This window comes from Pseudomonas sp. HP_08 (assembly GCF_055284095.1).
The window spans coordinates 534,331-548,497 of the sequence record NZ_JBTOQC010000012.1; the positions used below are offsets into that span (position 1 = coordinate 534,331).

Genomic DNA, 14,167 nt, shown 5'->3' on the forward strand with positions numbered 1-14,167 from the left:
TGGCGTTGGGCTTACCTCTTGCCCAGCGCAGTCCAATCAATGCCTTTTTCCAACTCGAATCGACAAACTGGCTGATGCATCGATAGCTGCATCTGAATGGCCTGCTCAATATCGGCAGTTGCTCCCCACGGAACCGTGTCCAAGTCACCCAGTATTCCCGTCAATAATTCCGGGCCAAGATGATTGCCGAACCGAGCGACCAGAAAATGCTTGGCGCGGCGAAACCGGCCTCCTGTACCGATCAGTTGCGCAGCCAAAGGCGATGCGCCACAGCTTTGCACAGCCATTTCAGGCGCATGCCGCACGATCATCCAGAGCATGCCCGACAGCGTTGAAGATCCGGCCGTAGCCATCTGTCGAAGGTCATCCGCCAGATCAACACGTTTGAACAGGCACGCCGCGATCAAGTCATCACCGACATTGAAGGTAGCCCGCCCGGCGAGCTCCAAAAGCGCTTCTCTGGGCCACATGACTGCCAGGAAGAGGCTTGCCTGCCGAAGGTACTCGTAGCGATTCGACCACAGCGTGTTGTTCCCGGATGCGTCGTTCAGCCAGTATGAATACGTGTCAATCAAACCTCGGCAATACGCGAATCCTTTGCGAAAACAACGCAACAACAAACCACGAACAACTCGGCTGCGAGCAATTGCAGCGATTGTCGAAGACATCGGCAACGCATGCAGAGCAACGTATTGCGAGGCGTCTTCAATTAATGCCCGATGCCGTATCAGCGCGACGATTATCGCTTTCCATTCCAACCCATGAAAATGCTCAGCGAAATCATCGACAACTTCATTGGCGACATATGAAAAATCGTAAGAGGCGTCGAATAGTAATCGCGTGGCAACGACAAAGTGCCTGAGCTGATCATATTCCCAAGGGTCTGAGGTTGGTGGGCTGAGGCGGATGTTCAAAGTCCATGTTCCCAGCACATGTTCGCGTCGGAAAGTCAGGCCGGGAAACATCCAAGTGCGTAGTCGATCCAGAAGCACCTCAAATGCGAGAATTCGGGCTATTTCCGCACCAGAGCAATCTGGTGGCTCCGTCCACTCCACCGAGATGAGCCGTGGCGTGAATACATAGCTCACTTTGTGCGTTCCCATCGGAATTTGAATCTCAAGCAATGCCTGCTCGAAGCGTAGAACTTTCGTCGAGCGACTGCTGAAGGTTGAGCAGAAATGTTCAAGCGTCTGAATGCGTTTTGGGAGCAGCAACGTCTCAAGTTGCAGCTCTGCCAAGGCATATTGATGAAGGAGATTGTGCAGCACATGTGGATTTTCGTAACGCGGAGGTACCCCGCAGTGGGTGAACATGGAATCGAATTCAAAGCGCCAGTTTCGGTCCTGTATCTCGAATGAATCTACAATTGTTTCGTCGGCCCACTGACATAACCAGCGTTGAAAATACTCAAGTACAGTAGTATCACGCTCAGGAAGCTGTTTAAGTGCGATAAAACGGATCCATCCCTGCATGACCTTCAGATAGCAACGGTAGGTATCAAAGTGGCACTCATCTACCGTACGCGCCAGCAGCGCTTTCAAAGAGGCATCGTACGTTTCGATCAGCGACCCTTCAATTTGTGCCGCTATATGATCCAGTCCTCTGTCGCAGAGTGAGTTTCGCAGTACCAACCAAGCATCGTTAAGTTGAGCAGGAAGCTGTTCGCTCATATCCCCCCCCGACAAAATTCCTCGGAACGACGCTATCGTTTTACGGAATACATTGACCGACTCAAACATATCGGGGCTTTGGAGAGTTTGCCGCGCCAGCAACACCTCACTGGAGATTGGCAACTCCAGGGAGCGGATAGATCTCAACACATCCAATGACAAGCCACCGCCAAGATCGTGTGCCAAGGCATTAAGGTACGAGACTGTTTCGTCTGGCTCATAGATCGGCAACTGGGCACATTGCTTACTGACAAAAGCTATGCTTTCAAGAATCAGAACGGCATTGTCACATTGCTGTTTTGCCAACTGTAAAGCGGCTGAATCAATCAGTCGGCGCAACGTATGCGGCGGCACCCAAGATGCTGCAGAGCCACAATCGAGCAAAGCCATGACGATTCGCAGGTCTGCACTCCCAGCCAACCCGCGTGCCTGGAATGACAGCGCGATCAAAATGTGCGGCTCATGCTGGAGTAAAGATTTTGATATCTGAGTGGCCCGTTCATAATTCTTCGCAAACTCAGTAAGTTCAGGTCGTTTCGCGACAAACGCCAAGGTGTTTGAACGCAAGATGGCCCCCAGCAGAGAAGGTGACTCGACAACGTCATTTGCGCGCTGCAACCATCTCGTCGGTAGTGGCTGTTCGGTGTAAGCCATCAGCCGCTGCTTGTCTTCTCCCGCGATTGGCAAACGACGTAACCGAGACAATGCTTCAACACCGTATGGCAGCAGCTCGCCATCAGGTCCCAGCACCTCATCAGTGAAGACCAGCGCGCAGCCATCAGGCAAGACCAACTCTCGGCGAGGCTCACTCTTAACGGATCGCAACATCGTCGAATCCCCGAAAATACAGAGGCCTCGGTCGAATACAACGCAGTCCGCCGTAGCCGGTATGCGTCGTGTCTCCATAGAGATACAGGTGATGTTCTGTTGACGAAACATGATTCCTGCGTGTTCCTGCGCAGAGCCCTCGTCCACGATCACCACCGCGATATCAGCTTGCTCTCGCGTACTGAGTGCAAGATACCGACGCCAAGCGTTCATCAGATCAACAGCTACCAAGGCTCGCCCCGAGGTCTGCCCCCCTAACAGCAATAAACTGGCTTGCACAGCATCGTATTGCCCGACCAGTGCTTCACGACAGGCATCGGTCAACACTTCACGATCGCGAAAAGCATCATCGCAATACGCCGGCCTGACTTGCAGCAGATGTAACCGTTGCACCGTCGTCTCTCGCAAATGGCGTCCGCGCCAGAGCCTCAGGTCTGAGGATGCTGGACGTAAGGCAAGGGACGTCGACTGTGATCCGGTATTCTGCGCGCTAGAAAAACCGAAGCCGAGCGTGTGTGCCGTATTCATTTGCTGTGGGTTTACTGGCATCACGGTAGTCGCGGATACGAAACCAAGGCTTGTCTCAAGACCCCATTCACAATCGATTGCCACGAAATCAAACATCTGCATGAGTTCGCTACCTATCGCCTCCATGCGAGCCAGTACAGCTGCATCCAAGTATGGCGAGTGATCGTGACCGATCTTATTGAGCACATTAATATCAAGGAGCGGCTGAACGAAGCATGGAATGGGTTCCGGGTGATCGTAGCGTTCGGAAAGGGCCAACTGTCGGCGAGCATGTTCAGTCGACCCGCTTAGGGCTACAGCGGCCACGCATTGGATCAAAGCTTCCGGTTCGTAACAGATAAGACTTTCGTAACCGCCTGCATTGACTAGATCCGCCAGATCCTCATTGCCTGAGCTGCGCACGATCCAGGGTGCTGGACCGCATACCTCCTCTACAGATTTTTCCAATTGCGCAAAAGCTGCCTGCAAAGCAACTACGTAGTTCGACGCCGCATCGTCCCCCGGCTTCGTGCTGTAGGGAGGTGCAACTGACAATGGGGCAATTGGAAAGACAGGCAGGACAAGTTCGCGCAAGGATTCGATTCTGCGAATCTGCAGAAGGCGATCCGCCTTGAGTCCATAAAATTTTTCTTTGTGGGTTGTCATGAGTAGGGATGAGTCCGATGAGTGGCGTGATGCAGGATTTAGATATAACTGCGTCATTTTTTACTTAGGATCGCCTAGGAACCCTCCGCTTTGGTGTGCCCAAAGCTTTGCATAAAGACCTCCTTGGGCCAGGAGAGTCGAATGACTGCCCTGTTCAACAAGCTTCCCCCCATCAAGCACGATCAAGCGGTCCATTGCTGCGATGGTTGAGAGGCGATGCGCAATTGCGATAACAGTTTTATCTTTCATTAGCTGGTTAAGACTTTGCTGGATTACGACTTCAACTTCAGAATCGAGTGCACTGGTCGCTTCGTCGAGTAGCAAGATTGGTGCGTCCTTCAGCATCACACGTGCAATGGCTATACGCTGACGCTGACCACCAGAGAGCTTGGCACCACGCTCTCCAACATGTGCTTCGTATCCGGAGTGTTTGCCTACTTCGCCAAGCTCGTGAATAAATTCATTTGCCTCTGCACGCCGTGCAGCCGACTCAACCTCCATTAACGTCGCTTCAGGCCTACCATAGAGAATATTTTCATTTATGGATCGGTGTAATAACGATACATCCTGCGCAACCATGCCGATCAGACTACGCAACGAATCCTGTGTAACAGATGCTATGTTTTTTCCATCAATGAAAATTCGACCACCATCTAAATCATAAAATCGCAGTAACAAATTAAACAATGTTGATTTACCAGCCCCTGAGCGACCAATCAAACCAATTTTCTCACCTGGCTTTACGGTAATATTTAGACCATCGAGAATTCGACGACCGCTTTTGGAATAACTAAAGCTCACGTGTTCAAAGCAAATCTCCCCATGTGTCACTACGAGAGGGACGGCATCAGGTGCATCAATAACTGTAGGTGGGGTAGACAGCGTCTTGATACCATCCCGAACTGTGCCAACGTTTTCGAATAAACTAGCCATTTCCCACATCAACCATTGCGACATGCTTAGCAATTTCAATGCCATAGCAGTGCTGGCGGCAACAGCTCCAACCCCCACTGTACCTATCGAACACAACCATAACGCAGTAACCATTGTGCCAATCGTCAGCCCCACGCTTAAGAAATAATTGACTATCTCAAAGGCACTCACTAATCGCATCTCGCCATAGCCAGTACGTGTGAATTCGAGCATCGCCTTACGTATAAACCTTGCCTCATGTTGCGCATGCGCAAACAATTTGACAGTAGCAATATTGGTATAGGCGTCTGTTACACGTCCTGTTAACAAAGCTCGCTGATCAGCCTGTTGCTGACCTAACTGAGCAAGACGAGGCACAAAATATATCAATGCAGAGGTGTAGAGAAGTAGCCAGACCGCAAATGGCCATATTAATTTTTCCTCAATAACACCAAGCAGGATGACTATGGTAGTGAGGTATACACTCATCGCAACTATCACATCAGCTAAAACAAAAACAGTTTCACGCACCGCAATTGAGGTTTGCATAACCTTAGCCGTGACACGACTCGCAAATTCATTCTGATAGAAGGCCATACTTTGGCCTAACATTAATCGGTGAAAATTCCATCTCAGTCGCATGGGCAGATTCACAGTAATAGCCTGATGCTTAACGAGCGTCTGCAGAGCCACCACCCCGATGCTAACTATCATTACAGCACCCAGACATAACAGAAGCTTGCCTCGATCAACCCACAGACGTTCCGGTGGCTGAACACTAAGCCAGTCAATGACCCGTCCCAGCACGGCTATTACTATCACATCTAGAGCAGCCATAATCATAGTGAGTACTGCCAATGCGACGACCTTGCCACGAACGCCGTGCATGCACACCCACATAAAAGCAAAGAATCCGCGAGGGGGTAATGACGGATTAACCGTAGGAAACGGACAAAGCATTTTTTCAAAGAAACCAAACAAAATATAGCCTCACTGATATTTCATAATTCACGTAGAACGCCCTCCTCAATGGAGGGCAACACTATGAAAAACAAGCTGCAACAATATATTTCTATTATAACTCTGTTCAAGGACTTGTGTTATTAAGCAGTCGAGCTACCTTTTCGAAAGCAGCAGCTACGCACTCTATTGAGTTTTTATCAGCTAGCAACATACGATGAGGTAGGGCAATACATGACCTAGAAAAATCTTGCGCTATAGGCAAATGATAGCGGGCCGGATCGACCGCATCGGTAAACTCTTTGTCTAGCATAAAACGGTTTCGTGACAAAGGCTTGTAGAGACGACTTTGATTTAGCGCACTGTACATTGTCTTGCAGGGCAACCGAATTTCTGCCGAAAGCGCTGCTGCAAACTGTTCAGCACCATACTTTTCGACAATTGACTGCGGCAAGCGTACTACGTAAGAGTAATATGCACGCTCTGTGGTTCCGAGAGCAGTAGCCTGTGGGAAGAAACCGAGAGAGGTCAGAAAGCTGTCAAGCATAGCGGCATTACGATTTCGGCGCGCTGATTGATCATTCAAAATTTCGAGCTGCGCCACTAGAATGGCTGCATGGAATTCAGAGAGACAATAATTATTACCCATAATTTCGGCAGTCTCTATCAGCGCCATTTCGTCTATTCGAGGCGGTTTTGCAGAGACTGTCCGACCATCGGCTCGTAAATGTTCCAGGCGGCGTGCGAGTTTTAGATTATCAGTAATTACTGCTCCACCCTCACCACTTGTTAGCAGCTTACTGTGCTGCATCGAGAAAGTTCCTGCAACACCGAAACGCCCTACATGTTGACCATTATAACGAGCACCATGTGCCTGAGCACAATCCTCAATCAATGGTATTGAGTGCGCCTGAGCAATGGCTACCAATCGGTCTAAATCAGCCACCGCTGACCCAAGATGTACTACAGTAATAGCTCTCGTACGCGAAGTGATTGCACCTTCGAGTGCCACTGGATCAAGGCAACCGGTTTTGGGATCAACATCGGTAAGTACAGGAATGGCATTAACCCCAAGAACCGCAGATGCTGATGCAATCCAGCTCATACCTGGTACGATAACTTCATCATATGCCCCAACCTCGCAGGCTTCTAAAGCCATGCTTAAACTGGCGGTGCCCGTTGAAGAGGGCACGCAACGTTTAGCGCCAGTGTAGCTCGAAAAGGCCAACCCGAAACGCTCTTCCCAAGACAACTCACCACGGTATTGCCCACTAACCGACCATCGATGACTGTCCAGTACAGCATCGATATTACGCTTTGTATTTTCAGTACTTTGCGGCCAATTAGGCCATGTACCATCATGCACTGCAGCACCGCCACAAATAGCTAATTTCTCTAACATAAACACTTCCTTCAATAAGGGATAATCAAAATAAAATAAAATAAAAACTCAGAAAACATAAATTCTTTCATACTGCTAATTTTAATTTAAACCACTAGCCTGCCCGACACCACAGACGCTCAACACATCCTTCCAAATCATTGCCAATACGTCTAGCATGAAACAACATCCCCGAAACATCAGATATACTGACTTGAGAAGTGTAACCACACATATCCTTGTACTTCTTTCCTAACACTGCATCAATACCAACTTTCATGTATAGTCTTAGACCTCGAAAGGCAAGCTGCGCTTCAAGTTCTGTAAGCGACAAATACGAGCAGTAAGGAATATCTTCATAATAGATAACCTGAAAACCATCCAACGTATCAGCGGCGTACCTAACTATCTGATGATCCACGTGCCCGCCAAGACCGCATGGTGCAAACACCACTTGCGGTGTCCAAGAAAGTACAGCGCTCCGGATCAAACTTACAACTTTCTCAAGCCTGGGATCATCGACAGCGGTACTGCTCAGCTCGGCCGCATCGTCGTACCCCATAATAAAGCTATCAGCACAAGATAAAGCACCGTAAAGAATATTTCGCCGGACACAATATGCGCGATCCTCCTGCTCACGCTGTGCAGATATTACGTCTATTGAATTTTTACGCATCGACTCAGACAGCATCCATCCACTACGACCAAAAATAGTTAATAGATGTAAATCCGCTCGCATTGAAAGGCGTGCAACAGTACCCCCTATCGAATAGGCGATATCATCCGCATGTGGTGATAAAAATAAAATTCGCTTTCCAAACATTGGCTCTAAACATTCCGTGCTCATCGCTCTTCCTTTATCCATCTAATCGCTTTATCAACAGAAACGAAATCGCCAGCTCCATCCATCATTTTAAAAGCTGCTTGGAAACGTCTCTTCTGGCTAACGGTAGTGGGATAAAAATTTTCTCCTAACTGCTTCGAAGTATTAGTTAGCGCCACCTCGAAACGTTCAAGCAACTCGTCAAATACATTGATAGTAGCAAGCGAGACCGCTTGATTATCTCCTTCATAGAGAAGCAGGCCTGCCATAGCACAATTTGCATATAGGGTTTGATCAAGAGCGTGAGTCGCACCTACGATCTGCAAAAGCGGGCCGTCACCATAGATTTGGATTGGTAACTCTAAGTACTGAATGATACGACGTAGCTCCACAGCCAAAGTTATTCCGCACCTGACCAAGCGTTGATAACCATTATGGCTATCCATGAATTTTAGAGTAGCCAAAGCCGCTACTATTGGAGTAGTGTCGAAATAAGCCGTATAGGTGAACTCTTTACCACTCGCCATAACGTCGCTTTTACCCAACAAACAAGACAATCGATAACCATTTGCTAGTCCCTTAGCGAAAACATATAGGTCCGCATCGAAGCCGACAGCTAGTGAAAATTGAGAGCCACATGTTGATCGATACCCTTGCTTGACGTCATCGCAACAAAGCAGTACACCTTCGCTCCTCGCCATCTCCGCTAGCCGACGAACCGTATCCGACTGCAAGTGCACATAGTCAGGCGACAAAATCATTAGTGCTATTTTTCCACGGTAACGTTCAAGAACCTGCTCAAGTAATTGAGGCACAAAGTAGAAGTCGACGATCCCACTTCCATTAATCTCTAGTAGATCATCACTTCTGTCCCAGTAATCTCCCCATCCGTGATAACCAGCACTCACAACGATGTGGCGACCCGTGAATTTCCGAGCAACCTGAACAGCCGCACGGCAGGCCTCCGTCCCCGTACTGAATAGAGCAACCTGTGTATCTTTGATTCCGAGGTTGCTAATAATCCGATTGGTTAGTTCCTCATGCACATTGCTCCAGCAAGTTGCAGATGCAGCATTACTATGCAAATGATGAGTTAACGCACCATTTACTGCTGGATGATGATGTCCGAGCGTAACGCTACCCTTGCCATTCATCAAATCAATATATTGCTTACCATCTGATAGCAGTACTTTGGCATCTTTTGAACTGACAGCCCGCAGCTTGGGTAGCGCCGTGTAAATATCAGTAACAATGCTATGAGGTCTGTCCATATTATTCCCACAATGGGATGAGGCTCCCAGACAAGTTAGATACAGTCCGAATTAACAGATTAAAATCTTTGCAAAAGGAAATTCGCCCAGTGTTACTCAGCTTCCTTACACCGTGCACCCTTGATTCCAGAATCGTCAGCACTGCTAAAGACAAACTACTCTGAATGCTCGACCAACTGAGATTGCAAAAAAATGCGAGCCGCTCGGCATGTTCAATATTCAAATTATTGTCGAGAATAAAAACCGCCACTTCCAACTCAGAAAAGCTGATCCCTCCCCAGTTTGCATCCAACTGAAAGCGGTGAAGCCTTCCATATAAATCAACTTGCCAATGCCATCCACCACAACTGTATGGCAATGAAGAACGAAACATAATCCCTTCGCGACCTGGCCAAGAGACTGGCATCAACATAAACACACTCAATGGACCTGAAACTTCAAACAGAGAATCACAACTGCAACGTTCGCGCATGACATGTGCCAATCTAGACCAACGCCGCTCAAGAGAAAACACTAAAGGGCTATCGTATGTATGAGCGATAGGTTTCGATGCAGGAACCATTAACCAGTTCGCTGCCTGGCGTAACAAATCAGTCCGCTCTTCGCACTTCGCCAAATAAAACTTCGCGCTAAATGATTGCGCGAACCCAATATCTACAGTAATTAAATATCCATCAACTAGCCAGTTCATACCTACTGGGTTCATTTCCCGCACGCGTTCAAACTCAGCACGACCAAATACGCCTTCACCGATAAAATGTAAGTGCAATAGTATTCTATTATCAGACCCTAAGATCTCGACCGGCGTCTTGCGTGGGTTAACCAAGGACCGATGTTTGTTTATAATCTCTGGATCATTCCAAGGAAGCCAAGCTCGACCGAAGCCGTAACGTACTTCATTTTGCGAGCATCGGAAGTTTAGCCGGGCCTGGACCGGCATCGGCGGTATGCCAGGGATGGCTCTGAGTCTAGCCATAAACTTGGAATGTTTATCTGGTAGTAAGCACTCCCAAAGCCGCAAAACTCGTGGTTCGTGTGTCACACATGCTGGCGTTGACAAGGTGATTGGAGGCGCGGCCAAACTACGCCAAAGATTTCCGATACTAGAGAACCACAGATCCACATGGAAATTAAACAGGCGCTTTGCTACGCGCATCATAGTTATCCCGGTATCAGGACGATCATCAACTACTACCACAACTGGAGCATACCACTGTTTCAACCAAGCCAGACCTGAGTTCAAGCTATCCGATATTGTATTATCTTCGGTCGGTCGTGTCGTACACCAATGCACATTGGTAACGCCTAGGTTTCCTAAAGCTGCCTTCCAAAAGGGAGCAAGATATACTCCACCGGTACGAATCCCAACAATTAGAAATGCTCGACCAAGGCCCACCTGCAAAGAAAGTTTTTTAGCATCGTAGGCAATCAACTCCAGATCAGCAAGATCATAACCACAGCATTCAGGCATTGGAAGATGGAGTACTTTACTCAACACATCAGGCAATATATTTTTATTCAGCGTGAAACTTATTGAGCACTCACGCCTAATACCTTTTGATGTCAGCACTGTACGATCCAACAAAGCATGTGCAGCATGATCGGCGTCAGATTCAGAAAGACAAAGTTGCTCTTCAAATACTTTAATTTTTTTAGCGACGAAATTTTTGTCTTTTTTAATAGCAGCGATCAGATCAGCCCAAAACTGCACACTGGCGCATGCGACTAGATATTTATCCATAGGCTCCGCTGAAGAAACCTCATAAAGATGATTAAGCGCTGATCCTATTTCAATACGCATATTTCTGGCAGCCCCACTTTAGCAGACATATTAAGCTCCAATTCTTAGCCACAATACAAAACCATGACATATAAACTACAAAGCTTCAAATCGACCACAAGTGAAATCTTCGACATTTCAACTTATATAACTCTAAACCCAATTAACACCCTCACACAGGCCACCCCTCACGACCTTAACCAAACAACACTCAATACAAGCTTGAATAAGCGAAGATTCAACCAACACCAAAGGCCTTTCAATCGGTCCAGCCGGAAATCCTATACGCTCCAAAAGAATCATAGCAATTTGGTTTGGGCGAGCGCGGATATAACCTCGCTTATTATCATTAGACAATAAGGCCATAACCTCTGAGACAGTAACCTTAAGCGGCAAACTTACCGAAAGCCCATTACACTGGAGCAGATGATAATGAAGCTCTAGGTCTTTATTACTTAACATTCCAAGTCTATTTGAGATTTCTGCTGCCACAATCATTCCTAGACCAACAGCATCTCCATGAGGCAATCGACCTTCTGCTGAAAGTTCGATTGCGTGACCAACAGTGTGCCCATACTCAAATACTAACGCTTCCTTTCGCTCAAACCTATCAAACCTCATTACTTTCTGTTTCGCTAGTAAACCTGCTTCGACAATCAGCATGAGTTCCGAATCAGAATAATTAGCGTCTAACCTCAAGCCTCTTTCGAGCAGTGGAATATTCTCCACAGCGACAGTAAGTGCATTTTTTATAATCTCACTCATACCAGATCGAATTTGCGCTGCTGGTAGCGTTCGAAGATAGCTAATATCGATCAGAACGACTGTAGGTTTATGAAAACACCCCAACAGATTTTTCCCTTCAGGAAGATTTACAGCCTGTTTAAGCGAGGCGACAGAGTCCGCCGCTGCTATTAATGTCGTCGGTACATGTACAAAGCGAACTCCACGAAAAAATAAGCCAGCAACTAATCCAGCAAGGTTTCCTATGACCCCCCCCCCAACAGCGATAATCACACCGCTGCGATCAAACCCCGCCTGTATCATTCGACGAGCTATCCCTTCCACTGCCTCCAGCGTTTTTGAGACCTCACCATCCTCAACTACCCACAAGCTGGCACGATTTTTATCTGAAAGCTGCTCATACAAAATTTTTGTATGTAGTTCATTAACGGTTTTATCAGTAATGAAATGATAGCTTGAAGCGCCTATCTCGTGCAGTCTAGATACGACTTCATCTAGGCACTTAACACCAATCCATATCGGGTAGCAATCATCTTCAAACTGAAGCTGTAAATTGCGCATAAAAGCCCCTTAACTATTTAAAAGCCGCATTCGAGAAATCAACATCCAAAGCTAACTCAGCCGACAATCAATAATTGCAACCACGCAACGTGAACAATTTTTTCCCCAAGCAATACCTCTATAAAACAGAGAACACTCTTAGAGCACCAGCCAGTAAACTCACAAGTCAGAAAACCATGAATATCAAACTAAAACCAAAATCATTACGTCGTCAATACTTAATTCAGCGCACATTACAAAAAGGGAAAATATCGGAAGATTCCTACAATTATAGAATATAGAAAAATCCTACAGATATGGAAAAGTCCTACAAACTAGAAGCCCCCTACAAACTCAACAGAGGAATACCACACAATCTGTCAACATTAAATAATTATAAGACTTCAAACCTACTGCTAGGATTACTTTACTGCTTGAGGCAGGCACATAATCCGCCTTCATAAAGCCAAGCCAAAGGATATTAAAAATGTTCTATTTGCCGAAGTCTCATGTCGAAGAATCACCGCTTGGCGCTTCCCATATACATGGCCTGCAGTCAAAGGGTTTAGTAGATGATTTTTTCGATGTAATTGTTATAGGTAGCGGAGCAGCTGGTGCAGTTGCTGCTGATACTTTTGTTCAGGCAGGGCTTCACACGCTTTTGCTAGAGGAAGGTGCGAGACTTAATGCCAACACAAAGAATTCAGAAGTCGACGCGCAAACCGAACATGCTTGGGCTGGAAACTCTACACTTGGCTGGTCTAAAGAAGGCTGGCCTTGGAGTACCCGCAATCTTGGGGGGGGTACCGTTTTCTACGGTGGTGCTTCATTCAGATACACGGACTTCGATTTTGACCCCAGTGATCGCATTCGTGTTGATGGACTACCCGTAAAATGGCCTATTAATGCTGCCGATCTCGCCCCTTATTATTTAGAGATCGAGTCACGCTTATGCGTAGACCATGCTGGATTTGAGCGCAAACTTATACAGCCACCTCATACGTTAAGCCTACCTGCTGAATATCTTTGGGCAGGTGCCATCCGCTTGGGATTATCTCCTCGCTCAACTCCTGTAGCAATTGATCGTAGACTCTGCGACAACTGCTCTTTATGTATTACAGAGCAGTGCACTCGCGGAGCCAAACGTGATGTGGTGAGCACATTATTAAGCCCCTTGGCCAATATGGCCAACTTTGTTCTACTCACCGGAGTCAAGGCATTAGCACTGAAACAAAAAAAATCCAGCCATGCGAGCGCTATCGAATGTACAGATACTGAGACTGGACAGACCCGATTGCTCCATGGGCATCGATTCGTACTGGCGTGCAATGCAATTCAAACCGCAGCATTACTACTACGCTCTATTACACCTTACGCCCCAAACGGTCTTGGCAATGATTACGACTTAGTCGGCAGAGGTCTTTGTATGAAACTCAGCGAGTACTCACAAGGCATGGTAAAAATTGATCGACAAAAAATTAATGATCACCCTATAGGCTATAGAGGACCGTTCTCGACAGTGTGTACGCTTGATCACTATCTGGATGAACGCTGCCCGACCGGAGTAGGCGGACTGATTTACGAAGCCAAGCACGATGACATTCTTTATTTACAGGATGATGATTTGGTAGTTCGCGTGGAAACCATCTTAGCGGATCATCCATCTCTCGGTAACCGAATCCGTCTCTCACATAAAAAGGATACTTCAGGCCTTCCGCAGATAATGATCGATTATACAACTAGCCCAACAGATCTTGCGCGCTTAGCTTATATGGTAGATCGCTCATCTGATTGGCTCATAGCCGCTGGAGCAAAGAACATACAACATGAGGCCTCAGCCTTCAGAATGGGTAGCACTCACCTACACGGTACTTGCAGAGCTGGTGATGATCCGCGCACATCCGTAGTAGATAAAGATGGAAAGCTCCATTCACTTGAAAATGTTTATGTCGCAGACGGCAGCTACATGCCGTACCCAGGCGGGCTAAATCCTACCTTAACTATCCAAGCCAACGCCCTGAGAATTTCTTGCAATATTGTCCGCCTTACAAAAAACAGGACGAGCCAGGCCTGAGCACAGATACT

The 14,167-nt window shown here is 47.3% G+C and carries 8 protein-coding genes; 1 reads left to right on the forward strand and 7 read right to left on the reverse strand.

The window, feature by feature from the left end:
- Positions 1–11: 11 nt before the first annotated feature.
- From ACYAS9_RS13980 to ACYAS9_RS14010, 7 genes are all read right to left on the reverse strand, one after another.
- Positions 12–3,671: a hypothetical protein gene (locus tag ACYAS9_RS13980; RefSeq protein WP_463568882.1), complete on the reverse strand. Its 3,660-nt coding sequence runs from the start codon at positions 3,669–3,671 to the stop codon at positions 12–14.
- Between the two features lie 60 nt (positions 3,672–3,731).
- Positions 3,732–5,564, reverse strand: a complete 1,833-nt coding sequence (locus ACYAS9_RS13985; protein ID WP_463568883.1) for an ABC transporter ATP-binding protein — start codon at positions 5,562–5,564, stop codon at positions 3,732–3,734.
- A 106-nt stretch (positions 5,565–5,670) separates the two neighbouring features.
- Positions 5,671–6,945, reverse strand: a complete 1,275-nt coding sequence (locus tag ACYAS9_RS13990; RefSeq protein WP_463568884.1) for a DegT/DnrJ/EryC1/StrS family aminotransferase — start codon at positions 6,943–6,945, stop codon at positions 5,671–5,673.
- A 94-nt stretch (positions 6,946–7,039) separates the two neighbouring features.
- Positions 7,040–7,771, reverse strand: a complete 732-nt coding sequence (locus ACYAS9_RS13995; RefSeq protein ID WP_463568885.1) for a PIG-L deacetylase family protein — start codon at positions 7,769–7,771, stop codon at positions 7,040–7,042.
- Positions 7,768–9,018, reverse strand: coding sequence for an aminotransferase class III-fold pyridoxal phosphate-dependent enzyme (locus ACYAS9_RS14000; RefSeq protein WP_463568886.1), 1,251 nt, complete (start codon positions 9,016–9,018; stop codon positions 7,768–7,770). The genes ACYAS9_RS13995 and ACYAS9_RS14000 overlap by 4 nt, the downstream gene beginning before the upstream one ends.
- A gap of 1 nt (position 9,019) precedes the next feature.
- Positions 9,020–10,819, reverse strand: a complete 1,800-nt coding sequence (locus tag ACYAS9_RS14005; protein WP_463568887.1) for a hypothetical protein — start codon at positions 10,817–10,819, stop codon at positions 9,020–9,022.
- A 132-nt stretch (positions 10,820–10,951) separates the two neighbouring features.
- The gene (locus ACYAS9_RS14010) at positions 10,952–12,103 is read right to left on the reverse strand and encodes a 2-deoxy-scyllo-inosose synthase (RefSeq protein WP_463568889.1); all 1,152 of its coding nucleotides are present in this window, start codon (positions 12,101–12,103) and stop codon (positions 10,952–10,954) included.
- Between the two features lie 466 nt (positions 12,104–12,569).
- Here ACYAS9_RS14010 and ACYAS9_RS14015 point away from each other — a divergent pair, with 466 nt between their 5' ends.
- Positions 12,570–14,156, forward strand: a complete 1,587-nt coding sequence (locus tag ACYAS9_RS14015) for a GMC oxidoreductase (RefSeq protein ID WP_463568890.1) — start codon at positions 12,570–12,572, stop codon at positions 14,154–14,156.
- The last annotated feature ends 11 nt before the right edge of the window (positions 14,157–14,167 follow it).

Coding starts and splice junctions, on each gene's coding strand:
- ACYAS9_RS13980 (WP_463568882.1), bottom strand. CDS start 3,671: ATGACAACCCACAAAGAAAAATTTTATGGACTCAAGGCGGATCGCCTT.
- ACYAS9_RS13990 (WP_463568884.1), bottom strand. CDS start 6,945: ATGTTAGAGAAATTAGCTATTTGTGGCGGTGCTGCAGTGCATGATGGT.
- ACYAS9_RS13995 (WP_463568885.1), bottom strand. CDS start 7,771: ATGAGCACGGAATGTTTAGAGCCAATGTTTGGAAAGCGAATTTTATTT.
- ACYAS9_RS14000 (WP_463568886.1), bottom strand. CDS start 9,018: ATGGACAGACCTCATAGCATTGTTACTGATATTTACACGGCGCTACCC.
- ACYAS9_RS14005 (WP_463568887.1), bottom strand. CDS start 10,819: ATGCGTATTGAAATAGGATCAGCGCTTAATCATCTTTATGAGGTTTCT.
- ACYAS9_RS14010 (WP_463568889.1), bottom strand. CDS start 12,103: ATGCGCAATTTACAGCTTCAGTTTGAAGATGATTGCTACCCGATATGG.
- ACYAS9_RS14015 (WP_463568890.1), top strand. CDS start 12,570: ATGTTCTATTTGCCGAAGTCTCATGTCGAAGAATCACCGCTTGGCGCT.